The sequence below is a fragment of the Streptacidiphilus sp. PB12-B1b genome (assembly GCF_014084125.1).
In the GTDB taxonomy this organism is placed as follows: domain Bacteria; phylum Actinomycetota; class Actinomycetes; order Streptomycetales; family Streptomycetaceae; genus Streptacidiphilus.
In genome coordinates this window covers 6617103-6642494 of record NZ_CP048405.1, presented here as the reverse complement: position 1 = coordinate 6642494, position 25392 = coordinate 6617103, and the positions used below count along the sequence as shown (strand labels likewise).

The following is a 25392-nucleotide window of genomic DNA, read 5'->3' as shown; positions in this document are numbered from 1 at the left end:
CGCGGATGTGGGGCGGGTCGGTGGTGCGGGCGGTCGGTGGAGCGGTGGTGCGGGTGCGTCCGGCCGCCGGTCAGGCACTGCGGGCCAGCCGGGCGATGGCGGAGAGCGGGATGGGCAGCCAGTCGGGGCGGTTGCGGGCCTCGTACACCACCTCGTAGACCGCCTTGTCGGTCTCCAGCGCGTGCAGCAGCAGCGGATCGGCCGTGGGGTCGTCCGCTCCCGCCGCCGCGTACCCGGCCAGGAAGGCCTCGCGGTTGCGCCCGGCCCAGGTCGCGGCCAGCCCGGCCAGCCGGGGGCGCTGCGCGTCGTCCGGCGCGACCTCGGTGAGCAGGTGCGCGGCCGCGTAGTCGAAGGAGCGCAGCATGGCCGCGACGTCCCGGACGGCGGGCTGCGGGCGTCGGCGCTCGGCGAGCGACTTGGCCGGTTCGCCCTCGAAGTCCAGCAGCATCCAGCCGCGCGCGGTCCGCATCGACTGCCCCAGGTGCAGGTCGCCGTGGATGCGCTGGGCCCGCAGCAGCCGGCCCTCGCGGGCGGAGTCGGCCAGCGCCCGGAAGATCCGGTGCAGCGGCTCCCGGTACGGCACCAGGGCCGGGGCGACCAGCGCGGCGGCGTCCAGACGCAGCGCCATGGAGCTCGCCAGCGCCTCCACATCGGCCCGGCCGAGGACGCTGACCGGCAGCGCCCGGGCCAGCGCCAGGTGGATCTCGGCGGTGGAACGGCCCAGCAGAAACGACTCTGCCGAAAAGTTGCCGGTCAGCTGCTCGGCCTTCTCCGGGTCCGCCCGCAGCTCGCGGACATGGCCGAGGGCGAACTCCCAGCCGTCCCGGCCGCCGCTGAGGAAGCGCTGCAGCAGGCCCAGGGTGGCCAGCTGTCCGGCCGAGCCGGGCCCGGTGGCCGGGTCGGGCTGCTCGGAGGCGGCCGGCAGCTCGCTCTCGAACCAGGCCAGAGTGGAGGGCACCCGGGTGGAGCCGGCCCGGCTCAGCGCCAGCGACAGCTCCAGGTCGGGGTTGAGCCCCGGGGCCACCCGCCGGAACAGCTTCAGGATGGAGGTGTCGCCGAAGACGATGGAGGTGTTGCTCTGCTCGGCGGTGCCGACTCTGGCCGGCGCGCCGCCGGCCGGTCCGGGCAGGCCGCGCCCGGCGCCCTCGCCGAGCCCGCCGAGGCTGCTGAAGCGCAGCGGCCCGACCTGCGCGGCCTGCGGCGCCTGGGCCTCCGAGCGCTCCTGGGCCTCCGTCCGGCCCTGAGCCTCCGTCCGGTTCTCCGGCTCCGTCCGGCCCTGCTCCGGTCGGCCGCCCTGGGCGGTCAGCAGGCTCAGCAGCCGGAGTGTCAGTACCTCGTCGTAGGCTGCGTCGTAGGTCAGCAGGCCGTCGTGGGGACCGCCGCTGATCCGGCCGATCACGGCTGCCTGCGCGGCGTCCGAGGTCAGCCGAGCGGGGGCGGGGCCGGGCCGGGCGCCGAGCAGCAGCTGGTAGAGCTCGCTGCCGGGCGTGCCGTCCTGTCCGGCCTGCTCCACCCGCAGCAGCAGGTGCAGCAGCAGCGGATCGCCGGGCCGGCCACCGGGGAGGAGGGTGATGGCCGCCGGGACGATGGCCGTGACCGGGTGCCCCTTGCCCGCGAACCAGCGCTGCCGGGGCAGCCAGTCGCAGAGCATCGGCAGGGTGTCCTGAACCAGCCGGCCGAGGTCGGCGGTGTGCGGCGCGGGTCGGGTCGCCGGCGGGGGCGCGGTCGCGGGCGGCTGCGCCGGTTGCTGCGCGGAGTGGGTCGGGGGCTTGGCCGTGGGCTGGTTCGCGGCCTGGACGGCGGGCGGTGCGGCGGTCTTGGTCATGGGTCGGGCCGAGGGTTGGGGTGCCGGCGTCTCCGTCGGCTGGGGCGCGGGCGGTCGCGCGGTCTGACTGCCGGCGCGCTGGCTGCCCGCGTGCTGGGCTGTGGCGGAGCGTGATCGGGAGGTGTCGGACATGTCTCCCTTTCCCCGGGGACGCGGCAAGCCCGGCAGCGGGTCGTACGCGCGCTGCTGCCGGGTCTACCAGTCTTCCGGATATCGATGACGCGATAGTTACGGCGCGCGGTGGCTGACCGTGCGTCACGCCAAGAAAATTAGAAGTGGATGGCGCTGCTCCTGGGCGGTGGCTGGTTGACGGGGCGGTGGACGGTGGCCGGTTCCGGCCCGGTACTACTCCGGGCGGCGGAGCCTGAACCAGTAGAAGCCGTGGCCTGCCAGGGTCAGCAGGTACGGCAGCTCGCCGATGGCGGGGAAGCGGACCCCGCCGATCAGCTCCACCGGGTGGCGCCCCAGGTACGGGGCCAGGTCCAGCTCGGTGGGCTGGGCAAAGCGCGAGAAGTTGTTCACGCACATGACCAGGTCGTCTCCGCCGTCGGGAAGGGACACGGTCCGGACGAAGGCCAGTACGGCGGGGTTGCTGGAGGGCAGCTCCGCGTACGACCCCAGCCCGAACGCCGGGTTGAGCTTGCGGATCTCGATCATGCGGCGGGTCCAGTGCAACAGGGAGCTGCTGCTGCTCGTCTGTGCCTCGACGTTGGTCACCTGGTAGCCGTAGACCGGGTCCATGATGGTCGGCAGGTTGAGCCTGCCCGGGTCCGCCGTGGAGAAACCGGCGTTTCGATCAGGTGTCCACTGCATCGGGGTGCGCACCCCGTCGCGGTCGCCCAGCCAGATGTTGTCGCCCATGCCGATCTCGTCCCCGTAGTACAGGACCGGTGAGCCGGGCAGCGACAGCAGCAGGGCGGTGAACAGCTCGATCTGCTTGCGGTCGTTGTCGAGCAGCGGTGCGAGCCGGCGGCGGATGCCCACGTTGGCCCGCATCCGCGGGTCCTTCGCGTACTCCGCGTACATGTAGTCGCGTTCCTCGTCGGTGACCATTTCCAGCGTCAGCTCGTCGTGGTTGCGCAGGAAGATGCCCCACTGGCAGCCGGAGGGGATGGTGGGGGTCTTCGCCAGGATCTCCGCGACCGGGTAGCGGGACTCCCGGCGCACCGCCATGAAGATCCGCGGCATCACCGGGAAGTGGAAGGCCATGTGGCACTCGTCGCCGCCGCGGCTGAAGTCGCCGAAGTAGTCGACCACGTCCTCCGGCCACTGGTTGGCCTCGGCCAGGAGCACCGTGTCCGGGTAGTCGGCGTCGATCTCGGCCCGGACCCGCCGCAGGAAGGCGTGCGTGGCCGGGAGGTTCTCGCAGTTGGTGCCCTCCTCGGCGTAGAGGTAGGGCACGGCGTCCAGCCGGAAGCCGTCGATGCCCAGGTCCAGCCAGAAGCGCAGGGCCGCGATGATCTCCTCCTGCACGGCCGGGTTCTCGAAGTTGAGGTCCGGCTGGTGCGAGAAGAAGCGGTGCCAGAAGTACTGCTTGCGGACCGGGTCGAAGGTCCAGTTGCTGGTCTCGGTGTCGACGAAGATGACCCGGGCGTCCGGGTACTGCTTGTCGTCGTCGGCCCACATGTAGTAGTCCCCGTACGGGCCCTCGGGGTCGTTCCGGGACGCCTGGAACCAGGGGTGCTGGTCGCTGGTGTGGTTCATCACGAAGTCGATGACCACGCGCATGCCGCGCTGGTGGGCGGAGTCCACGAACTCCACGAAGTCGGCCAGGTCGCCGAACTCGGGGAGCACCGAGGTGTAGTCGGCGACGTCGTAGCCGCCGTCGCGCAGCGGGGAGGCGAAGAACGGCGGCAGCCAGAGGCAGTCCACGCCCAGCCACTGGAGGTAGTCCAGCTTGGAGGTGAGGCCGCGCAGGTCGCCGACCCCGTCCCCGTTGCTGTCCTGGAACGACCGGACGAGGACCTCGTAGAACACCGCGCGCTTGAACCAGTCGGGGTCGCGGTCCTGCTGCGGGGTGTCGGTGAAGGTGTCGGGAACTGGCTCGTTGACGATCACTGGGCGGCCCTCCGGACCGAGAAGATGTGAGCCGGCTGCTGGTGCGGGTCCAGCCGGACGTAGTTGTGGCGGCCCCAGCGGTACTGGGCCCCGGTGAGCTGGTCGTGGACGTCGAAGCTGTCGTCCGCGACCTGCGCTGCGGCATCCACGGCACTGGTGTCCAGGGCGGTGACGTCCAGGGACACGGTCGCCTCGTGGGCATGGTGGGGGTCCAGGTTCACCACCGTCAGGACGGTGTCCGGGCCGCTGCTCTTGGAGTAGGCCAGGATCTGGTCGTTGTCGGTGTGGTGGAACCGCAGATTGCGCAGCAGTTGCAGGGAGGGGTGCTCGCGGCGCAGCTTGTTCAGGGTGGTGAGCAGCGGCGCGAGGCTGTCGGACCGGTTCCAGTCCCGTGGCCTGAGCTGGTACTTCTCCGAGTCGAGGTACTCCTCGGAGCCGGGGTGGACCGCGGCGTTCTCGCACAGTTCATAACCTGCGTAGACGCCGAAGCTGGGGGCGAGGGTCGCGGCGAGGATCGCGCGGATCGCAAAGGCGGGGCGGCCGCCGTGCTGCAGGTAGGCATGCAGGATGTCGGGGGTGTTGGTGAAGAAGTTGGGCCGCATCCAGGCGGCCGCCTCCCCGGACAGCTCGGTCAGGTACTCGGTCAGCTCCTGCTTGCCGTTGCGCCAGGTGAAGTACGTGTAGGACTGGTGGAAGCCGATCTTCCCCAGGGTGTGCATCATCGCCGGGCGGGTGAACGCCTCGGCCAGGAAGAGCACGTCCGGATCGGTGCGGGCGATCTCGCCGAGCACCTTCTCCCAGAAGACCACCGGTTTGGTGTGCGGGTTGTCGACCCGGAAGATCCGCACGCCGTGGTCCATCCAGTGCCGCAGCAGCCGCAGCGTCTCGGCGACCAGCCCGTCGAAGTCGTTGTCGAAGTTGACCGGGTAGATGTCCTGGTACTTCTTGGGCGGGTTCTCGGCGTAGGCGATGGAGCCGTCGGCGCGGGCGGTGAACCACTCGGGGTGCTTGCCGACCCACGGGTGGTCCGGCGAGCACTGCAGCGCGAAGTCCAGCGCCACCTCCAGCTCCAGCTCGCGGGCGCGGGCGACGAACGCGTCGAAGTCCTCCAGGGTGCCCAGGTCGGGGTGGACGGCGTCGTGGCCGCCCTCGGGGGAGCCGATCGCCCAGGGCGAGCCCACGTCGTCCGGACCGGCCTCCAGGCTGTTGTTGGGGCCCTTGCGGTAGGCGCGGCCGATCGGGTGGATCGGCGGCAGGTAGACCACGTCGAAGCCCATGGCGGCGACGGCCGGCAGCCGCAGCGCCGCGCTGCGCAGGGTGCCCGACTGCGGCGGGCGCACCCCCTCGGGGTCGACCACCGCTCCCTCGGAGCGGGGGAAGAACTCGTACCAGGAGCCGTACAGCGCCCGGGGCCGGTCCACCTGCAGCGCGGCCGGACGAGAGGCGGACACCAGTTCGCGTAGCGGATACCGCGTCAGCACCCGGAGCAGCTCGTCGCTCAGCGCCCGCCCGAGCCGGACGGCCGGGGGCAGCTCGGGGTCGCGCAGCTGTGCGGCGGCGGCCAGCACGGCGGCGCGGCCGGAGCGCTTGGGCACCCCCTCGGCAGCCCGCTCCAGCAGCAGCGCGCCCTCCTCCAGCACCAGCGCGGTGTCGATCCCGGCCGGGATCTTGATCCCGGCGGTGTGCCGCCAGGTCGCCACCGGGTCGCTCCACGCCTCGACCGTGTACGTCCAGCGGCCGGGGGCGGTCGCCACCACCTCGGCGCCCCAGCGGTCGGTGCCGGGGGCCAGCTCGCGCATGGGCGTCCACGGGCCGCTGCGGCCCCTGGGGTCGCGCAGCACCACATTGGCGCCGATCGCGTCATGGCCCTCGCGGAAGACCGTGGCGCTGACCTGGAACGGCTCGTCGACGACGGACTTGGCGGGGTGCCCGCCGCAGCCCACTCGGGGGCTGACGTCAAGCACGGGGATTCGGCCGATCATCTGCTGCTCGCCCTCTGCCGCTGTGGTCGCTGCTGTCCTCGCCGTCCTGCCCGGCTTCGCCCGCCGGGCGGCCTGGGGCCGGGCGGCCCGGGCCGGGGCGTCCGGGGCCGCCCCGGCTCCGCGGCCGGTCCTCGCCGCCCGGGCGGCGGGCGCCCCGGCCGCGGGTGTGCCGGTGTCAGGTGTGCTGGTGTCAGTGTCGTTGCCGGGGCCCGGGTTGTCGCGGGCAGGACTGCGGACAGGGGCGGCCTTGGGCAAGGCGCGCCGGGGCGATCCGGTGATCGGCTGCTGCTCCGTCTGTGTGTCCTGCTGGTGCATTCCCGCTCCTGACCACGTTCGGCGGCCGCCTGCTCGGAACGCGCGCACGCCGCAGCGGCAGGGGCGTCCGGCAAGCCGACCGGAGGACTGCGTTGGATGGGCCGTCGGCATCTCGGCGCCACTGGTGGGTGACGCCGGGAGCCTTCCCCGACCTCGCCGCCGACCAACCCGTCCGTCTGCCCGCATTCCGCGCACGCCGGAGCGCGCGATCGTACCTGGCGCGATTCGGAGGGGTGCTGCACGGTGCTGCCCGCTGGATACAACGAGCACGGGAGGAACGGAGACACGCTGGACAACAGTTCGGATGGTGCATCAGCTTGCGAACACGAAGGGCTCGCTAGACCCTGCCGCCGGAGCCGCCGTACGCGGACCAGGCGGCCTCGTCGCGCCGCAAGGAGGTTTTTGACCTGCGCCGATCCTCGCACTGATCGGAACGCTCACAGACCAGTATCCACTTGTTTCGGCCAACAGAACGGAAGTCTCGACTGTGTCACCGGAATGCGCGGGTCGTCCATACGGCGGTCGCACGACGGCCGCGTACCGGGGGCGTGAACACTCGGCGCCAATGCGCCGCCGCGCACCGGCGTGCGCCCGACTATCAGTTAATTCCCGCGCCTGCCCGCAGGAGTTCCTACGCAGTGTCGCAGCAGCACGCTATCTTCCATGAGGTGAAGGCAATTCGACGTTTTACGGTCCGTACCGTCCTGCCCGAACCCCTCCGAGCCCTCAGTGAGCTGGCGCTCAACCTGCGCTGGTCCTGGCATCCGGAGACGCGCGAGCTGTTCCGCGCGGTCGATCCGGAGGTCTGGGAGAGCGCCGGCCGTGATCCGGTCCGACTGCTGGGCGCGGTCGCCCCGCAGCGGCTGGCCGCGCTCGCCGTCGACCGACGCTTCCTGCGCCGCCTCGGCGACGCCGCCGACGACCTGCACGACTACCTCGACGGGCCGCGCTGGTACCAGTCCGGCGACCCGTCCGACCACCTGCTCTCCGGCCACCTGCCGTCCGACCGCCCGTCCTCCGACCAGCCCCCCGCGTCCGCCCTGCCCGAGCGGCCCCACGGCCGTCCCGCCGCCATCGCCTACTTCTCGCCCGAGTTCGGCATCACCGCGACCCTGCCCCAGTACTCCGGCGGCCTCGGCATCCTCGCCGGGGACCACCTCAAGGCCGCCAGCGACCTCGGCGCGCCGGTCATCGGCGTCGGCCTGCTCTACCGCCACGGCTACTTCCGGCAGTCGCTCTCCCGCGACGGCTGGCAGCAGGAGCGCTACCCGCTGCTCGACCCGCACGAGCTGGCCGTCAGCCAGCTGCGCGAGCCGGACGGCAGCCCGAGCAGCGTCGTGCTGTCGCTGCCCGGCGGCCGCCGGCTGCACGCCCGGATCTGGAAGGCCCAGGTCGGACGCGTTCCGCTGCTGATGCTCGACTCCGACATCGAGGAGAACGCCCCCTCCGAACGCGATGTCACCGACCGCCTCTACGGCGGCGGCAGCGAGCACCGGCTGCTCCAGGAGATGCTGCTGGGCATCGGCGGGGTGCGGGCGGTCCGCAGCTACTGCCGGCTGTCCGGGCACCCCGAGCCCGAGGTCTTCCACACCAACGAGGGCCACGCCGGCTTCCTCGGCGTCGAGCGCATCCGCGAGCTGGTCTCCGGGGCGGGCGCCCCGGGCGGGCTGGACTTCGACGCCGCGCTGGAGGCGGTCCGCGCCGGAACGGTGTTCACCACGCACACCCCGGTCCCGGCCGGGATCGACCGCTTCGACCGCGAGCTGGTCCGTCGTCACTTCTCCGGCGACGCCGCCCTGGACGGCGTGCCCGCCGACCGGGTGCTCGCGCTGGGCGCGGAGAGCTGGACGGACGGCGATCCGGCCCTGTTCAACATGGCCGCCATGGGCCTGCGGCTGGCCCAGCGGGCCAACGGCGTGAGCCTGCTGCACGGCCAGGTCAGCCGTGGCATGTTCAACGGACTCTGGCCGGGTTTCGACGCCGAGGAGGTGCCGATCACCTCCATCACCAACGGCGTCCACGCCCCCACCTGGATCGACCCGGAGGTGGTCCGGCTCGGAGCCCGCCACCTCGGCGCGGAGCGCACCGACGACGCCATGGTCATCGGCGAGGACCGCCGCTGGTCCGGCATCGAGGCCATCGGCGACCAGGAGATCTGGGAGCTGCGCCGCCGGCTGCGCACCCAGCTGGTGGACGACGCCCGCGAGCGGGTCCGGGCCTCCTGGCGGCAGCGCGGCGCCAGCGAGGCCGAGCTGGGCTGGGTCGCCGACATACTGGACCCGGACGTCCTCACCATCGGCTTCGCCCGCCGGGTGCCCTCGTACAAGCGGCTGACGCTGATGCTGCGCGACCCGGAACGGCTGCGCGCCCTGCTGCTGCACCCGACCCGGCCGATCCAGATCGTCGTCGCCGGAAAGGCCCACCCCGCCGACGACGGCGGCAAGCGGCTGATCCAGGAGATGGTGAAGTTCGCGGACGACCCGGCGGTGCGGCACCGCATCATCTTCCTGCCCGACTACGACATGGACATGGCCGCCACCCTCTATCCCGGGTGTGACGTCTGGCTGAACAACCCGCTGCGCCCGCTGGAGGCCTGCGGCACCTCCGGGATGAAGGCCGCGCTGAACGGCGCGCTGAACCTCTCGGTGCTCGACGGCTGGTGGGACGAGTGGTTCGACGGCAACAACGGCTGGGCCATCCCGACCGCCGAGGGCATCAGCACCGAGCCCGAGGGCCCGGACGCCGAGCGCCGCGACGACGTCGAGGCCGCGGCCCTGTACGACCTGCTGGAGCACCAGGTCGCCCAGCGGTTCTACGACCGGGGCGCGGACGACCTGCCCCGGCGCTGGATCGGGATGGTCCGGCACACCCTGGTCACGCTCGGCCCCAAGGTCCTGGCCGGGCGCATGGTCCGGGAGTACATCGAACGGCTGTACACCCCGGCGGCGGAGGCGCACCGCACCCTCGCCCACGGCGAGGCCGGGGCCGGGGCCGGCGGCGCCGAGGCCGTTCCCTACGCCGGAGCCCGGGAGCTGGCGGACTGGAAGCGCCGCGTCCGCGGTGCCTGGTCGCAGGTCAGGGTCGAACACGTCGAGGTCGGCGGCGCGGCGGACGCCCCCGAGCTGGGCAGCACCCTGGCGCTGCGGGTCCACGTCTCGCTGGACGGGCTCGACCCGGCCGACGTGGACGTGCAGGTGGTCTCCGGCCGGGTGGACGACGCGGACCGGATCACCGACGCCAGTGCCGTCTCCCTCAAGGCCGCCGACCGCGCCGACCTGGACGGCCGCTGGCGCTACGAGGGCCCGCTGGAACTGGGCCGCACCGGCCCCTTCGGCTACACCGTCCGCATCCTCCCGGCGCACCGCCTGCTCGCGTCCGGCACCGAGACCGGCCTGATCGCCGTGCCCCCGGAAACCCCCGGCATGGACTCCGGCCTCCTGCGCTGACCCGGCCGACGCCCCGAACGAGTCCCCGGAGGGCACCCGCCCCCCGGGGACTCGCCCGTCCGGCCCGGCGAACCCGCCGGTGCCCCCGCTGTCAGTCGAACTCGTACTGCAGCTCGTACAGATGGCTCGCCTTCACCATCACGGTGACCTCGATCGGCCGATCGCCCACGCTGTACACCACCCGCAGCGTCCGTAGCACCGGCAGATCGCTGGGCAGCCGCAGCGCCTCGTACTGCTGCTGGGTGGGAACCCGAGCGGACACCCGGTCCACCGTGCGCAGCGGCGGGTAGCCCAGCCCGGCCAGCAGCACCGGTGTGCCGCCGGGAACCCTCCGGGCCTCGGCCAGGGCGGTCCCTTGGGCCAGGTCGAGCGGGTAGTACGAGGTGACCATCTCCATCGGATCGCCGTCGTGGGAGAGGATCTGGCGCCTCATCACCGCGGTTCCGTCATCGGCCAGCCCCAGCGCCACCGCCGCGTCCCGCGACGGCCTGGCCTCGGCGACCTCCACCAGCCGGATGCTCGGACGCCTGCCCTGCCTCTCCGCCTCGGTCAGCCACCGGTACGGCTCGCCCGGCCCGGCCGGCCGCCCGAAGTCGGCAGGCCGCACGGTCTGCTGCCGGTGCGCCCGGACCGTCACCGCCGCCCCCGCGCGCCCGACCACCAGCCGTTCGTCCTTGAGCACCTGCACGGCCTTCTGCACGGTGGCGTTGGACGCCCGGAACCGCTCCGTCAGCCGCGCCGTCGACGGCAGACTGGCACCGGGCTCCAACTCCCCGCCCAGGATCTCGTCCCGCAACTCCGCAGCGATCCGCTCGTGCAGCGGACGCCGGTCGAAGCCGTCCTCGTCGTCCCCCGGCATCTCAGTCGATCCTCACCTCTCGGTGGCCCGGCGCACCCGTGGGCGGCGCCGGGCCGCTGCATGGCAGGTCCCTAGGGCTGCGGGCGGTCGAACTCGCCCTTCCGCGCACCGTCGAGGAACGCGTCCCACTCCTGTGCGGTGTAGACGTGGGGCGCCAGTGCCCGGTCCTTCGAGTCGCGGAGCGCGACGCCTCCGTCCGCGAGGTGCGCGATCTCGACGCAGGCGCCGTTCTGGCCGCTGGCGGTGGCCTTGAACCAGTTCAGCGAGTCGAAGTTGATGCTCATGGTGGCTATTTCTCCTTTGCGGCATGCCGCAGCAGGGCCGCTGATTCCAGGGGATCGAGCGCTGCGGCCTGTAGCGAACTGTAGGTCCCGACGAACCGACGGACCTGGGCGTCCCGTTCGACGAACAGATTGCCCGACGGCCCCTCCACGTAGACGACACGCGGATCGGAAGGGCCGAACTCCAGGATGGTGAACGGTCCCAGCAGACCAAGATGCGCCCCCTTGGCCAAAGGGCACACCTGGACATTCACTGTGGGCAGTTCCGCCATGTCGAGCAGGTGGGCGATCTGCTCGCGCATGACCTTCACGCCGCCGATGGGCCGCAGGAACACGGACTCGTCGACCACGGCCCAGAGTTCCAGGGGGTCTTTGGCGGCAGTGAGGCGCTGCTGTCGCCGGGCACGGGCTTCCGCGAGCTGTTCGACCTCGTCGGGTCGGCCGAGCCGACTGCTGCTCAGCACCGCGCGTGAGTAGGCCTCGGTCTGGAGCAGTCCGGGGACGTAGGCGATCTCCCAGCTCTGGACCAGTCTGGCGTCGTATTCCAGACCGACGTACACGCCCAGCCCCGAGGGGAACACCGCCTCGAACTCGTCCTGCTCCCACCAGCCCGTCTCGGCTGCCCGGCGGTGGATGTCCATGATGGTGGCCACGGCGCCTTGATCGCTCACCCGGTAGAGGTCGAGCATCTTCTCGATCTCCATGCGCTTGGCGAGGCCCTGGCCGGTTTCGATGCGCGAGATCTTCGACGTGGAGCATTCCAACTCCTAGCCGATTGGAAGCAGTCTGTCCGCAACCGGCGAGTGCCGGTGAGCTAGGAGGTATCCGTGGCCCGTACGCCGATCCGGTCCGATGGGCAGTCACATGTGCCCATGGCACGGCCCGACGTCGTTCCTTACATCGCCGCGTGGCAGTCGGAGGAGAGGACCGGCACGCCGCTGCTGGCGTTACCCGGTCGGGGCATCGCCTTTCCCGACGAAGTGCCCGGCGACCGCGACGCCCACGGGGTGCTCTGGCCTCGGACCGGCATCAGCCCCGGCCGGGGTCGGCCCGTCTACAACCGGGTGCACGCGCGGAGGCAGCGGCGGGTGATGGAGCGTCTGCTGTGCCAGGTCTGTGCCGGTCCCGCGTCGCGGACCGCTGAGGGGTGGCTGTGGCTGCTGCACGACGACCGCGCCGTCGAAGGGCGCGGCTGGCCCGAGAGCGTCGGTGCGACGCATCCGCCGCTGTGCCTGCCGTGCGCGGAAATCGCCGGCCGAATGTGCCCGCACCTGAGCGGGTCGTTCATCGCCATCCGGGTCGCGGACCCACGCCCCTGGGGCGTCTACGGCGCCTGCTACGGCCCCTCACCGACCGGCCCCTACGCACAGGTGAGAGGCGCCGCGATGGTCGGCTACCACGACCCCTCGGCAGCCTGGGTCCTCGCCTCCCAGATGGTCAGACTCCTCCGCGGCTGCACCGTCGTCCCCTTGGAGCGGGAACTCGCTGCAGCCCGGAGCGTTGCATGAAACACACCTCCCAGGCCGCCCCCGGCGAGCGTAATGATCACGCCGGGGGGCGGCGTCCTGTCGCGGGCCAGTGGGCCTAGACCAGGCTGTCGCGCCAGGCTTCGTGGAGGCGGCTGAAGCGGCCGGTGCCGGTGATGAGGTCGGCGGGGGTGCCGTCCTCGACGATGCGGCCCTGTTCCATGACCAGGACCCGGTCGGCGATCTCCACGGTGGAGAGCCGGTGGGCGATGATCACGGCGGTGCGGCCGGCCAGGACGGTGCGCATGGCCTCCTGGACCGCGCGCTCGCCCGGGACGTCCAGGGAGGAGGTGGCCTCGTCCAGGATCAGCACCGACGGGTCGGCCAGCAGCGCCCGGGCGAAGGCGACCAGCTGGCGCTGCCCGGCCGAGATCCGGCCGCCGCGCTTGCGGACGTCGGTGTCGTAGCCGTCCGGCAGCTCGCTGATGAAGCCGTGCGCGCCGATGGCCTTGGCAGCGGCCTCGACCTCCTCCCGGGCGGCCCCAGGGCGGCCGATGGCGATGTTGTCGGCGACCGTCCCGGAGAACAGGAAGGACTCCTGGGTGACCATCACCACGCCCGCGCGCAGATCCGGGGTGCTCAGCTCGCGCAGGTCCACGCCGTCCAGCAGCACCCGGCCGCCGGACGGGTCGTAGAACCGGGCCAGCAGCTTGGCCAGGGTGGACTTGCCCGCGCCGGTGGCGCCGACCACGGCCACGCTCTGGCCGGCGGGGATCCGCAGGTCGAAGCGGGGCAGCACCTGCTTGCCGGTGCGGTAGGTGAAGTCCACGTCCGCGAAGAGGATCTCGCGGCCGGCCTGCGCACCCTCGGGCCGGACGGGCAGCCGCGTCGGCTCGCTCGCCTCCGGCACGGAGGGCTCGTGGGCCAGCAGCCCGGCGATCTTCTCCAGGGCGGCGGCGGCCGACTGGTAGCTGTTGACGAACATCGCCAGCTGGTCGATCGGGTCGTACAGGCGGCGCAGGTAGAGCACGAAGGCCGCCAGCACGCCCAGCTCCAGCGAGCGGGTCGAGACCAGGTAGGCGCTCCAGAGCACCATGCCGGTGATCCAGACGTTGGCGGTGGCCCGCGAGCCGGCCACGAACCGCGCCATGGACAGCATGCTGTCCGCGTTGGACTTGGTGTAGGCGGCGTTGACCTCGCCGAAGGCGGCCTCGTTGGCCTCCTCGCGGCGGAACGCCTGCACCGGGCGGATGCCGTTCATGGTCTCGGTGAAGCGCACGATGACGGTGGCCGCCGCCGTCCGCGAGAGCCGGTAGATGCCCTGGGAGCGGCGCCGGTAGGCGCGCTGCAGCAGCATCACTGGGATGAACGAGGCGATGGAGACCAGTCCGAGCCGCCAGTCCAGGTAGATCAGCAGGGCGCTGATGTACAGGATCTGCAGGGCCATGGACAGCAGCTCCTCCATGCCCTCGTTCAGCAGCTCGCGCACCGCGTCGACGTCGCTGGTGGCGCGGGAGATGATCCGGCCGGAGGTGTACCGCTCGTGGAAGTCCAGGCTGAGCAGCTGCGCGTGACGGAAGATCCGCTGCCGCATGTCGAGCAGGATGTCCTGGTTGATCCGGCCGGACAGCCGGATGTACGCGCGCTGCAGCAGCGTCGCCAGCGCGGCGCAGCCCAGGTACGCCGAGGTGAGCGCGATCAGCGGGCCCCAGTCGTGGGCGCGCAGGGCCGGGATGGCCCGGTCGATGGCGACCGACACCAGCAATGGGCCGACCTGGAGCGCGGCCTGCTGGAGGCCGATCATGAGGACGGCGATGATCACCCGGGTGCGGTGCGGGCCCAGCAGCGAGCCCAGCAGCGCCCTCGGCGCGCCGGGCGGGACCGGGATGTCCTCGCCCTCGGCCGGCGGGGCATTCTCGGGCGCGGCTGCGGGCACGGCTGCGGCTGCGGCGGGCGCGGTCGGGTCCTCGGTCCGGGCGTCCCCGGCGGTGGGACTCCCGGGGTCGGCGGCGACGGTGTCCAGCGTTTCCGCGTCCACGTCGGTCTCCTTCTGGCTCGGGTGTCGGTCGGTCAGGGTGGCTCGGTCGCTCATGCGTCGCCGCCGTGCGTGCCGGCGGCGGCGAGGTCCCCGGACATCAGCTCGCGGTAGGCCGGGCAGCTGTCGAGCAGCGCGTGGTGCTCGCCCACGGCCTCGATCCTGCCGTCCACCAGCAGCGCGACCCGGTCGGCGAGCAGCACCGTGCTGGGCCGGTGGGCCACGATCAGCGCGGTGGTGTCGGCGAGGACGCGCCGCAGCGCCTGCTCGACCAGGGCCTCGGTGTGGACGTCCAGCGCGGACAGCGGGTCGTCCAGGACCAGGAACTCGGGGGAGCCGACGACGGCGCGGGCCAGCGCCAGGCGCTGCCGCTGGCCGCCGGACAGGCTCAGGCCCTGCTCGCCGACCTGCGTGTCCGGGCCCTGCGGCAGGGAGCGGACGAAATCGGCCTGCGCGGTGTCCAGCGCCTGCTGGAGCGCGCCCTCGTCCGCGTCCGGGGCGCCCATCAGCACGTTCTCCCGGACCGAGGCGGAGAACAGGGTGGGCTCCTCGAAGGCCACCGACACCAGGCGGCGCAGCTCGCTCCGGGGCAGGTCGGTGATGTCGGCGCCGTCCAGGGTGATCCGGCCGGAGGTGCTGTCGTACAGCCGGGGGAGCAGCGCGGTGAGGGTGGTCTTGCCGCTGCCGGTGGTGCCGACCAGGGCCATGGTCTCGCCGGGCCTGATGTGCAGGTCCACTCCGCGCAGCAGGTCCGGGGAGTCGTCCGGGGCGTCCGGGTAGCGGAAGCGCACGTCCTGGAAGCGGATGCCGTCGCGGGACGCGCCCGGTGCGGCGGCTGCGGCCTCGAGGGCCTCAAGCGCCTCGGGGGCCTTGTCCGCCTCGACGGCGGGGGTGTCCATCACCTCGAAGAAGCGGTCGGTAGCGGTCGCCGCCTCGTTGCTGTAGGCCAGCAGCCAGCCCAGCGACTCCACCGGCCAGCGCAGCGCCAGCGCGGTGGACAGGAAGGCCACCAGCGTCCCGGCGGTGGTGTGGTCGTGGGCGACCTGCACCACGCCGACCGCCAGCGAGCAGGCCAGGGCGACCTCGGGCAGGCCGACGATGATCGCCCAGAGGTTGCCCAGCAGCCGGGCCTTGTGCAGCTCCGTGCCGCGCAGCAGCACCGCCTGGTCGTGGAAGCGCCGGGCCATGGTCCGGTGCCGCCCGAACGCCTTCAGGATGCGGATGCCCAGCACGGACTCCTCGACGATGGTGGCCAGGTCGCCGTTCTGGTCCTGGGCCAGCCGGGCGGCGACCGAATAGCGGCGCTCGAAGTAGGCGCACAGCATGATCAGCGGCATCGCCGGGACGACCGCGATCAGGCCGAGCTGCCAGTCCAGCGCGAACATGATGCCTATCCCGACCACGAACACCATCGAGTTGACGATCAGGAAGACCAGCGGGAAGGCGAGGAACAGCCGGATGGTGTACATGTCCGACGTCGCCCTGGACAGCAGCTGCCCGGAGGCCCAGCGGTCGTGGAAGCTCACCGGGAGCCGCTGCAGCCGGGCGTACAGGTCGGCGCGCATGGTGCGTTCGACGTTCGACAACGGGCGGGCCACGGACAGCCGCCGCAGCCCGAAGAACAGCGCCTCGGCCAGGCCCAGCAGGAGCAGCAGCGCGGACGGCCACCACAGCCCGGCGACGTCGTGGTGCCCGATCGGGCCGTCCACGATCTGCTTCAGGACCAGCGGGATGACCAGCCCGGCGAGCGAGGCGACCAGCGCGCAGAGGGTGGACGCGACCAGGTACCAGCGGACCGGCCGGGCGTAGGGCCAGATGCGCAGCAGCGAGCGCACGGTGGAGTGCCCGCGCTCGTCGGCGGCGGGCGCGGCGGCCGGGGAACCGTCCGCAGCAAGGTCAGCGGGAGCGTCCGCGGAGGCTTCGGCGGCGTCCGGGCGGGGGGAGTCGGCGTCGGGGGTGTCGGGCAGGGCGAGCGGCTCAGTCATGGCGGTTACGTCCGGTTCTGTCGCATCCGGGGTCTCCGGAGCTATTGGTTCCGGTATGGACGGTGTCGGCGGCACGGGTCGGCCCCCGGGCTGTGGCCCGGAAGCAGGCGGCGGGTTGTCGGGCATCGTCTGTGAGCGTACGGCGGACCACCGACAGCCCTCATCTGGTTTTCCGGCCGCAGCTCTCCATCCGGCGTCCACATGGCCGCGCAGTGGTTCAAGTTGACGTCAGTTCCCGTTCATCCGAGGGGAGTCGACGACCCCTAGCGTGTCCCGCACCAGTGCCGACACCTCGGGAGACCCCCATGAGCGACCAGACCGGCAGTTCGACCCCGGATGCCCCGCAGGGCGTGGACCGCCGCTCCGCGCTCCGGCTCGCGGGCGTCGGAGGGGCGCTCAGCCTGGCCGCGCCCGCCCTGCTGGGCAATGCGCAGGCCGCCTCCGCCGCGCCGACCGCCGCCCCGGGCGCCACCGCGCCCGCCGGCTCGCCGCTGCTGCTGACCCGCCCCGAGGTGCTCGGCGCGCCCGCCGTCGAGGGCCTGCACCTGACCTTCGGCGCCGACCCGACCAGCCAGATGTCGGTCTCCTGGACCACCGACGGCGACGTCCGCAACCCGCGCGTCCGCTACGGCACCGCCGAGGGCGGCCACGGCCGCACCGTCGCCGCCGAGACCGTCACCTACACCGACGGCGAGAGCAACCGCGTGGTGTACGTCCACCACGCCCGGCTGACCAGGCTCGACCCGGACACCTACTACACCTACGCCGCCATGCACGACGGCGCCCGCCCCGACGCCGGGACCTTCCGCACCGCGCCGCGCGGCCGCACCGCCTTCACCTTCACCAGCTTCGGCGACCAGGCCGTGCCGATCACCACCTGGCAGCCCAACGGCAGCGGCGGCTACACCGCCGTCCCCTCCGGCATCGCCTCCCCGGCCTCCGCCGACATCGTCGCCGGGATCGAGCAGGTGGACCCGCTGTTCCACCTGCTCAACGGCGACCTGTGCTACGCCAACATCAGCCCGGACCGGCTGCGGACCTGGCAGGGCTTCCACGCCAACAACACCCGCTCGGCCCGCTACCGGCCGTGGATGCCCGCCGCCGGCAACCACGAGAACGAGCTGAAGAACGGCCCGATCGGCTTCACCGGCTACCAGACCCGCTTCGCGCTGCCCGGCAACGGCTCGACCGACCCCGAGCTGCAGGGCCTGTGGTACACCTTCGCGGTCGGCTCGGTGCAGGTCGTGGTCCTGCAGAACGACGACGTGGCACTCCAGGACGCGGGCGACGCCTACGTCTCCGGCTACAGCGGCGGCGCGCAGCGGATCTGGCTGGAGAAGACCCTGCGCCAGGCCCGCGCCGACACGGACATCGACTGGATCGTCGTCTGCATGCACCAGGTGGTCATCAGCTCCAGCAACGCCAACGGCGCCGACCTCGGCGTCCGCGAGCAGTGGGGCCCGCTGTTCGACCGCTACGGCGTCGACCTGGTGGTCTGCGGCCACGAGCACGACTACGAGCGCTCGCTGGCGGTGCGCGGCACGGTCTCCGGCAGCGAGACGCTGACGCCCAACCCGGTCTCCAGCGCCACCGACGTCATCGACACCTCCGCCGGGACGGTGCACATGGTGCTCGGCGGCGGCGGCAACTCCTCGCCGTCCAACGAGGAGTTCTTCGTCCCCGCGCAGGCCAAGGTGATCACCGCCGTCGGCGCGGTCGGCAGCAACGGCAAGAAGACGCCCACGTACGTGTACGAGAGCGCGCCCTGGGTCGGCGTGCGCGACCTGGACCACTCCTACGGCTTCGCCGCCTTCACCGTGGACCCGGGCACCCACCCCGGCGCCACCACCCGGATCCACGTCACGTACTACACGGTCAGCCAGCCGGACGGGGCGATCGCGCCGCTGGAGACCTTCGTGCTGCAGCGCCCCCGCAGCGACAAGCGCTGACCGCGCCCGCCGGGCTCAGCCCGGCGGCACCTGCACCAGCACCGTGCCGGTCCCCGAGACGATGTCCAGATCGGTGATCTGCGAGGGGCTGATCGAGGTGGACGCGGGGACCGAGGCCGAGGCCGAGTAGCCGGAGCCCCAGGTCCCCGCCGTCTCGCTGCGCCCGTCGCTGCCGTGCACCACCAGCCGGCAGGTGATGCCGGACGGCAGCCCGGTCAGCTTCAGCTGGAACTGGGTGCCCCACACCTCCGGGGTCACCGCGGCCGTCGCCGACACGTGCGTGGCCGAGTCGGTGGCGTGCCAGGTCGCAGCGGCCACCGCCCGGCCGGGCGACTGGTCCCGGGCGACCGCGGCGTACACCGCCACCCCGGCGACGGCCGCCGCCAGCCCGAGCCCCGCGGCGACCAGGCGGCCCCGGCCCGGCCTGCGGTGCCGCAGCGGCGCCGGGTCGGCGGGGAGCGGCTCGGCCCGCTGCCGGACCGGCTGCTCGTCCCGGGGCTCCGCACGGACGGGGCTGAGCGACTCGGCGGCGGCCGCGCTCTCCGGCAGCTCCTCGAAGGCGGTGTGCCGCAGCAGCCCCGGCAGCGGGGCCAGCTCCAGCAGCTCCGCGCGGCAGTGCGGGCAGTCGGCGAGGTGCACCTGCACCGCCCTGCGCTCCTCGGGGTCCAGGGCCCCGAGCAGGTAGGCGCCCAGCGCCACACTCTCCCGGCACGGTGTCGTCATGGGGATGTCACCCCTTTCTCCTCGAGAACGTTGCGCAGTGCCCGCAGGCCGTAGTAGCAGCGGGATTTCACCGTGCCCGGGGGCACGCCCAGGTGCTCCGCGGTCTCCGCGACGGTACGCCGCAGGTAGTACACCTCGATCAGCGCCTCGCGGTGCTCCGGGCGGAGCACCCGCATCGCCTCCACCAGCTGCCAGCGCTCCAGCATCCGGTCCAGCTCCGCCTCGCTGCCGTCCGGCAGGCCGTCGTCCGGCAGCGGCGCCTCCGGCGGCCTGGCCTGCGCCCGGCGGTAGGAGGACACCACCAGGTTGTGCGCGACGGTGTGCAGCCAGGGCCCGGCCCGGTCGGCGTCCAGCGAGTCCCGGTGCTGCCAGGCGCGCAGGAAGGTCTCCTGCACGATGTCCTCCGACCGCTGGTAGTCCCCGTTGACCAGGCGCAGCACCCGCCCGAGCACGGAGCGTCCGTACCGTGCGTAGAGGGTCCGCACGAACTCCGCGTCGTGCGCCGGTGACTGGTCCACGCCTCCAGTACGCACCACCCTCGCGGAAAGTTCACGCCGGGCCGGCATCCGGCCCGCGGCTCACCCCGGCCCGTCGCAGGCGCGCAGCAGCAGCAGCGAACGGCCGGCCACGGTGACGGCCTGGCCTGCGGGGGAGCGGGTCCCCGGGGCTCGGCTCTGGTCCTCCAGGGCGGTGTCCACGACCGTCTCGTACTCCTGTGCCCAGGGGCTGCCGGGCAGCACGAAGCGGGTGGAGCGGTGGTGCGCGTGCAGCACCAGCAGGAAGCTCTCGTCGCTCAGCTCGCGCCCCATCGGATCGCGTTCCGACATCTCCTTGCCGGACAGGAACATGCCCAGGGTCGCGCCCGGGGCGTACCAGTCGGCCTCGGTCATCTCCCGGCCGCGCGCGTTGAACCAGGCCAGGTCGCGCAGGCCGCCGCCGGGGTGGACCGGGCGGCCGGAGAAGAACGCGCGCTGGCGCAGCACCGGGTGCTCGCGGCGGAGCCGGATCAGCCGCGCGGTCAGCTGGAGCAGCGAGCGCCAGCGCGGGTCGTCCCGCAGCGACCAGTCGATCCAGCCGACCTGGTTGTCCTGGCAGTACGCGTTGTTGTTGCCGCCCTGGGTGCGGCCCATCTCGTCGCCCGCGACCAGCATCGGCACGCCGGTGGAGAGCAGCAGGGTCGCGGTCAGGTTGCGCAGCTGCCGCCGCCGCAGCGCGTTCACCGGCGCGGAGTCGGTCTCGCCCTCGGCGCCGCAGTTCCAGGAGCGGTTGTCGTTGCTGCCGTCCCGGTTGTCCTCGCCGTTGTCCTCGTTGTGCTTGGAGTTGTAGGAGACCAGGTCGCGCAGGGTGAAGCCGTCGTGCGCGGTGACGAAGTTGACCGACGCGTAGGGCCGCCGCCCGCCGCGCCGGTACAGGTCGGAGGAGCCCGCCAGCCGGTCGCCGAGCTCCCGCACGTCCGGTTTGGCGCCGCGCCAGAAGTCCCGGACGGTGTCCCGGTAGCGGTCGTTCCACTCGGTCCACAGCGGCGGGAAGTTGCCGACCTGGTAGCCGCCGAGGCCCACGTCCCAGGGCTCGGCGATCAGCTTGACCCGGCTCAGCAGCGGGTCCTGGGAGACCGCCGACAGGAACGGCGAGACCATGGACACCTCGTGCGGGGAGCGGGCCAGGGCCGCCGCCAGGTCGAACCGGAAGCCGTCCACGCCCATCTCGCTGACCCAGTACCGCAGCGAGTCCAGGACCAGCCGCAGCACCTGCGGCTGGGTGGTGTCCAGGGTGTTGCCGCAGCCGGTGTAGTCGGCGTAGGCGCGCCGGTTGTGCGGCTGCAGCCGGTAGTAGCCGGCGTTGTCGATGCCGCGCAGCGACAGCGTCGGCCCGCACTCGCCGCCCTCGGCGGTGTGGTTGTAGACCACGTCCAGGATGACCTCGATCCCGGCCGCGTGCAGCGCCCGCACCATCTGCTTGAACTCGGTGACCTGCTGGCCCCGGGTGCCGGTGGCGGCGTAGCCGCCGTGCGGGGCGAAGAAGGCGATGGTGTTGTAGCCCCAGTAGTTCGACAGGCCCCGCTGCTGCAGGTGCTCCTCGTCGGCGAACTGGTGCACCGGCAGCAGCTCCACCGCGGTCACCCCCAGCCGGACCAGGTGGGCCACGGCGGCCGGGTGCGCCAGCCCGGCGTAGGTGCCCCGGAGCTGCTCGGGCACGCCGGGCATCCGTCTGGTGAAGCCCTTGACGTGCAGCTCGTACAGGACGGTGTCGGCCCACGGGGTCTTCGGCCGCCGGTCGTCGGACCAGTCGTCCTCGTCGTGCACCACCACCGCCTTGGGCGCGTACGGGGCGGAGTCGCGGTTGTCGCGGACGGTGTCGGCGACGTCCCGCTCCGGCCAGCCCCGGACGTGCCCGTAGGCCGCGTCGTGCAGGACGAAGCCGCCGTCCACGGCCCGGGCGTACGGGTCGAGCAGCAGCTTGGCCGGGTTCCAGCGCGCGCCGGTCCACGGATCCCAGCGGCCGTGCACCCGGAAGCCGTAGCGCTGCCCGGGCAGCACGCCCGGCAGGTGGCCGTGCCAGGTCTGGAAGTGCTGCTCCGCCAGCGGATGGCGGCTCTCCTGGCCGTCCTCGTCGAACAGGCACAGCTCGACGGCCTCCGCGCCCGCCGCCCACAGCGCGAAGTTGGTGCCCGGGCGGCCGTCCGGGCCGAGGTGGAAGCGCGCGCCCAGCGGCTGCCAGCTGCCCGGCCAGACCGGCGGCGCCGGTGCGGGGCGCACGGCCGGGGCGCCGGGCACGCCGGGGGCCAGGCCGGGGTCGAGGCCGGGGACCGGGTCCAGGGCGGGGCCGGAGCGTGCGTCCGGGTCGTCCTCGGGCAGCGGATCCGCCGCCGGGACCAGGTGCAGCCCGCTGCGGTCGCGCGGGCCGCGCCTCGGATCGGCCGGGCCGGGCCCGTCCGGCCGACCGGGCCCCGGCCGTGCCGGGTCGGGCTCCGGGGCGTCCGCGCGGCGGCCCTCCCCGTCGGGCTCCGCCCCCTGCCAAGCAGCCATCGCCGTACCTCCCCGCCGCGGGGAGTCCCGTTCCCCGACTGGAATGTACGTTCCCTCCCCTGGTACGAAAGTCACGTAGCAGGGGTGATGTTCCTGTCCCGGAGGTGTCGCCGAGGTGTCCCGGCCGTGTCCGGGCCCGGCTGGGGGACGGCTGCCGCCACCCGTTCGTGGGACGCTGCCGGATCCCGAGGGGATCGGCCGGGCGGCGCGGCTAGGCTCGCCCGGTTCCACCGCGTGCGACACGCCGAACGCGCATCGGGCGATGCAGCGTTTCGGGGGCGCGGAGCGTTGAAGAGGGTGCACGCTTCGGGAGGGGAGAGTCGGTTGAAGCTGACACGGGCGCGCTGCGCCTTGGACGAAGCCGTTTCCGACGGCAGGGGTTCTGCCAGCAGGGTTTTCGACGGCAGGGGTTCTGACGGTACGGCAGGGCTGCGGCCCGGCGGTGGGGTGCGCCGCCGGGGCGGCCGGTTCCGCGCGGGGTGGACGGCGGCGGCTGCCGGGGCGGTGTTACTGCTGGCCTCGGCCTGCGCCGGGGGCGCGGCCGCGCACCCCTCCAGCGACGCGGCCGGCGGCTCCGGCTCCGGCTCCAGTCCCGGCACGGGTTCGGCGGCGCGGTCGGTGCCCGCGCCCGCGTCCACGGTCTCGGCCGCCGCGCTGACCATCCTGCCCAGAAGCGGCGCGGCCGATGTGGGCACCACCGGGGCCCTGACGGTCCGGGTCGGCTCCGGCCGGCTGACCTCGGTCACCGTCACCGATGCCGAGGGGGCCCGGGCGGCAGGCTCGCTCGCCGCCGACGGCAGCTCCTGGACGCCGAGCGGCGCGCTGCGCACCGGCACCCGCTACACGGTCTCCGCCACGGCGGTGGACGCCCGGGGCCGCAGCACCACCCGCACCTCGACGTTCACCACGCTGACCCCGCGTACGGCCAATGCCGGGGTCTTCAACGTCTCCCCGGGGGCCGTCTACGGCGTCGGCATGGAGGTGTCGATCACCTTCCTGCGCCCGGTGGCCGCCGCCGACCGGGCCGCGGTGCAGCGGGCCATAACCGTCACCGCCGACCCGGGCGTCCCGGTGGCGGGCCACTGGTTCGGCAGCAGCCGCATCGACTTCCGCCCGCAGGCGTACTGGGCGGCGGGTACCCGGGTCACGCTGCACCTGGGCCTGGACGGCACTCAGACCTCGCCCGGGGTCTACGACACCCAGGAGAAGGACGTCCCCTTCAGCATCGGCCGCAACCAGACCAGCGTCGCCGACAACACCACCCACCGGCTCACCGTCTACCGCGACGGCGCGGTCTACCGCACCCTCCCGGCCACGCTCGGCCAGCCCGGGGACGAGACCTGGAACGGCATCATGGTGATCTCGCAGAAGTACCCGAGCATCGACATGAACGCCGAGACGGTCGGCCTCGGCGACGCCTACGACATCCCGGACGTCCCGCACGCCATGCGGCTGACCACCTCGGGGACCTTCGTCCACGGCAACTACTGGCGGCCGGTGTCGACGTTCGGCAGCGCCAACACCAGCCACGGCTGCATCGGCCTGCACGACGTCGAGGGCGGCAGCGACCCGTCCACCCCGGCCGCCTGGTTCTACGACAACTCCCTGGTCGGCGACGTGGTCACGGTCGTCGGCTCGCCCTCCGCCCCGGTCCGGCCGGACAACGGGCTGAACGGTTGGAACCTGTCCTGGGCCGAGTGGACGGCGGGGGCCGGCTGAGGGCCGGGCCCGGGCGCCGCCCGAGGGGCGGGGCGGTCGGCGGTGTGTCGGCGGGTCGGCGCGGCCCGTTAGCATGCGTTCACATCACCGTCCGCCCCCACCCCTAGGAGATCGTCATGGACCGCTTCGTCGAGTTCGAGGTGGAGGACGCCGTCGGCACGATCCTCCTGTCCAGGCCGCCGATGAACGCGCTGGACGTCGCCATGCAGGACCAGCTCAAGGAGGTCGCCGAGGAGGCCGCCGCCCGCAGCGACGTCCGCGCGGTGGTGGTGTACGGCGGCGAGCGGGTGTTCGCGGCCGGGGCCGACATCAAGGAGATGCAGCGCATGTCGTACACCGACATGCTGGAGCGGGGCGCGGCGCTGCAGGCGTCCTTCACCGCCGTGGCCCGGATTCCCAAGCCGGTGGTGGCCGCCGTCACCGGCTACGCCCTGGGCGGGGGCTGTGAGCTGGCGCTGTGCGCGGACATCCGGATCGCCGCCGACAATGCCAAGTTCGGCCAGCCGGAGATCCTGCTCGGGCTGATCCCCGGGGCCGGGGGCACCCAGCGGCTGTCCCGGCTGGTGGGCCCCTCCCGGGCCAAGGAGCTGATCTTCACCGGCCGCCAGGTCCGCGCCGACGAGGCGCTGCGGATCGGCCTCGCCGACCAGGTCGTCCCGGCGGAGGAGGTCTACCCGACCGCCCGCGCCTGGGCCCTGAAGCTGGCGGCCGGACCGGCCTACGCGCTGCGCGCCGCCAAGGAGGCGGTGGACCGGGGGCTGGACACCGACCTGGAGACCGGGCTCGCCATCGAGCGGCAGTTGTTCGCCGGGTTGTTCGCCACCGAGGACCGGGAAATCGGTATGCGGAGTTTCATCGAGGACGGCCCGGGGAAGGCCACGTTCCGCTGACCGGACGGCTGATCGACGCTCGATCCTGCGACCTCGGGAAACAGGGCATATGCCAGAAGCACTGATGATTCTTTACGCATAGTGCTCCCGTGATCACGCAACAGCGGTCATCATGAAGGGCATGGCAGCACGCGGCGACATGCAGCAGCAGTATCCGGCCATGGGTGGCGGTGCCACCCGCACCGCCTGGCCTGAGCCCGAACCAGGTTCCCGACCTGCGGTTCCACCGGTGGTCGAAGGGGATTCCAGGGCTGCTGCGAGAACCGTCGAGCCGCCGGCGGACGATCAGCGCGCGGCTCTGTCCTGTGCCTCCTCGGAGGAGCTGGAACGGGCGCTGTTCGGCCAGCTCATCGACCCGGCCAACGACGAGGTCCGGTTATCCGCCGGACCGGGTTCGGCGGCGCGGGCCCGCCGCCTCACCATGTCCGCCCTGGAGTCCTGGGGTCTGGGCGGCCATGGTGACGTGGCGGTCCAACTGGTCGCCGAGCTGATCGCCAACGCGGTCCGGCACACCGGGGGGCGCACCTTCGGCCTGCGGCTGGTGCGCCGCCAGGGCTGCGTCCGCTTCGAGGTGAGGGATCCCTCCCGGGCGCTGCCCTGCCTGATCATGGGCGAGGTGGACGACGAGGGCGGGCGCGGCCTGCAACTGGTCAACACCCTCGCCCAGCGCTGGGGTGCGGACCTGCTGTCGCACGGCAAGTCGGTCTGGTTCGAGCTGCGGGTGCGGGAGGCCGCCTGACGCCCCCGGCCCCACGGGCGGTGACCCCCGGACAACTCCCGGTGTACGCCGGATGTCGGCTTGAGAGCAGATGGCCCAACTGTTGCCCGCACCG

General features: G+C 72.8%; 17 protein-coding genes. 6 read left to right on the top strand and 11 right to left on the bottom strand.

Annotated elements, in window-relative coordinates:
* Nucleotides 1-70: 70 nt before the first annotated feature.
* The 3 genes from GXW83_RS28860 to GXW83_RS28850 all read right to left on the bottom strand — a co-directional run bounded on the left by GXW83_RS28860 (nt 71) and on the right by GXW83_RS28850 (nt 5865).
* Nucleotides 71-1825 (bottom strand): maltokinase, encoded by a 1755-nt coding sequence (locus tag GXW83_RS28860; RefSeq protein WP_225447313.1) that lies wholly within the window; start codon nt 1823-1825, stop codon nt 71-73.
* Between the two features lie 345 nt (nt 1826-2170).
* Nucleotides 2171-3883: a maltose alpha-D-glucosyltransferase gene (gene treS, locus GXW83_RS28855; RefSeq protein ID WP_182445980.1), complete on the bottom strand. Its 1713-nt coding sequence runs from the start codon at nt 3881-3883 to the stop codon at nt 2171-2173.
* Nucleotides 3880-5865 (bottom strand): alpha-1,4-glucan--maltose-1-phosphate maltosyltransferase, encoded by a 1986-nt coding sequence (locus tag GXW83_RS28850; protein ID WP_182447622.1) that lies wholly within the window; start codon nt 5863-5865, stop codon nt 3880-3882. Before GXW83_RS28850 ends, treS begins: the two co-directional genes overlap by 4 nt.
* A gap of 983 nt (nt 5866-6848) precedes the next feature.
* Between GXW83_RS28850 and glgP the strand changes: the two genes are divergently transcribed.
* Nucleotides 6849-9626 (top strand): alpha-glucan family phosphorylase, encoded by a 2778-nt coding sequence (gene glgP / locus GXW83_RS28845; RefSeq protein ID WP_182445979.1) that lies wholly within the window; start codon nt 6849-6851, stop codon nt 9624-9626.
* A gap of 91 nt (nt 9627-9717) precedes the next feature.
* On the opposite strand, the gene GXW83_RS28840 is transcribed toward glgP, so the two are convergent.
* The 3 genes from GXW83_RS28840 to GXW83_RS28830 all read right to left on the bottom strand — a co-directional run bounded on the left by GXW83_RS28840 (nt 9718) and on the right by GXW83_RS28830 (nt 11530).
* Nucleotides 9718-10485, bottom strand: a complete 768-nt coding sequence (locus GXW83_RS28840) for a GntR family transcriptional regulator (RefSeq protein ID WP_182445978.1) — start codon at nt 10483-10485, stop codon at nt 9718-9720.
* A gap of 71 nt (nt 10486-10556) precedes the next feature.
* Nucleotides 10557-10769 carry a DUF397 domain-containing protein gene (locus GXW83_RS28835; RefSeq protein WP_182445977.1) on the bottom strand — a complete coding sequence of 71 codons (213 nt, stop codon included), beginning with the start codon at nt 10767-10769 and terminating at the stop codon, nt 10557-10559.
* A gap of 5 nt (nt 10770-10774) precedes the next feature.
* The gene (locus GXW83_RS28830; RefSeq protein ID WP_182445976.1) at nt 10775-11530 is read right to left on the bottom strand and encodes a DUF5753 domain-containing protein; all 756 of its coding nucleotides are present in this window, start codon (nt 11528-11530) and stop codon (nt 10775-10777) included.
* A 108-nt stretch (nt 11531-11638) separates the two neighbouring features.
* Between GXW83_RS28830 and GXW83_RS28825 the strand changes: the two genes are divergently transcribed.
* The gene (locus tag GXW83_RS28825) at nt 11639-12274 is read left to right on the top strand and encodes a hypothetical protein (protein ID WP_182445975.1); all 636 of its coding nucleotides are present in this window, start codon (nt 11639-11641) and stop codon (nt 12272-12274) included.
* Nucleotides 12275-12350: 76 nt separating this feature from the next.
* Here GXW83_RS28825 and GXW83_RS28820 read toward each other — a convergent pair whose 3' ends face one another.
* Together GXW83_RS28820 and GXW83_RS28815 are read right to left on the bottom strand one after the other, a co-directional pair.
* A complete protein-coding gene (locus GXW83_RS28820) occupies nt 12351-14324 on the bottom strand; it encodes an ABC transporter ATP-binding protein (RefSeq protein WP_182445974.1) in 1974 nt (657 codons plus the stop codon).
* Nucleotides 14321-16252 carry an ABC transporter ATP-binding protein gene (locus GXW83_RS28815; protein ID WP_182445973.1) on the bottom strand — a complete coding sequence of 644 codons (1932 nt, stop codon included), beginning with the start codon at nt 16250-16252 and terminating at the stop codon, nt 14321-14323. The genes GXW83_RS28820 and GXW83_RS28815 overlap by 4 nt, the downstream gene beginning before the upstream one ends.
* A 305-nt stretch (nt 16253-16557) precedes the next feature.
* Here GXW83_RS28815 and GXW83_RS28810 point away from each other — a divergent pair, with 305 nt between their 5' ends.
* Nucleotides 16558-18201: a metallophosphoesterase family protein gene (locus tag GXW83_RS28810; RefSeq protein WP_182445972.1), complete on the top strand. Its 1644-nt coding sequence runs from the start codon at nt 16558-16560 to the stop codon at nt 18199-18201.
* A 15-nt stretch (nt 18202-18216) separates the two neighbouring features.
* On the opposite strand, the gene GXW83_RS28805 is transcribed toward GXW83_RS28810, so the two are convergent.
* From GXW83_RS28805 to glgX, 3 genes are read right to left on the bottom strand one after another with little or no spacing between them, the layout of a single operon-like run.
* Nucleotides 18217-18924, bottom strand: a complete 708-nt coding sequence (locus tag GXW83_RS28805; protein ID WP_182445971.1) for an anti-sigma factor — start codon at nt 18922-18924, stop codon at nt 18217-18219.
* Nucleotides 18921-19442 (bottom strand): sigma-70 family RNA polymerase sigma factor, encoded by a 522-nt coding sequence (locus tag GXW83_RS28800; RefSeq protein WP_225447312.1) that lies wholly within the window; start codon nt 19440-19442, stop codon nt 18921-18923. The genes GXW83_RS28805 and GXW83_RS28800 overlap by 4 nt, the downstream gene beginning before the upstream one ends.
* Before the next feature lie 60 nt (nt 19443-19502).
* Nucleotides 19503-21950, bottom strand: a complete 2448-nt coding sequence (gene glgX / locus GXW83_RS28795) for a glycogen debranching protein GlgX (protein ID WP_182445969.1) — start codon at nt 21948-21950, stop codon at nt 19503-19505.
* Between the two features lie 504 nt (nt 21951-22454).
* Between glgX and GXW83_RS28790 the strand changes: the two genes are divergently transcribed.
* The 3 genes from GXW83_RS28790 to GXW83_RS28780 all read left to right on the top strand — a co-directional run bounded on the left by GXW83_RS28790 (nt 22455) and on the right by GXW83_RS28780 (nt 25298).
* Nucleotides 22455-23669: an Ig-like domain-containing protein gene (locus GXW83_RS28790; RefSeq protein ID WP_225447311.1), complete on the top strand. Its 1215-nt coding sequence runs from the start codon at nt 22455-22457 to the stop codon at nt 23667-23669.
* 116 nt (nt 23670-23785) lie between these two features.
* Nucleotides 23786-24559 carry an enoyl-CoA hydratase/isomerase family protein gene (locus GXW83_RS28785; protein ID WP_182445967.1) on the top strand — a complete coding sequence of 258 codons (774 nt, stop codon included), beginning with the start codon at nt 23786-23788 and terminating at the stop codon, nt 24557-24559.
* A gap of 121 nt (nt 24560-24680) precedes the next feature.
* Nucleotides 24681-25298, top strand: coding sequence for an ATP-binding protein (locus GXW83_RS28780; RefSeq protein WP_225447310.1), 618 nt, complete (start codon nt 24681-24683; stop codon nt 25296-25298).
* Nucleotides 25299-25392: the final 94 nt, after the last annotated feature.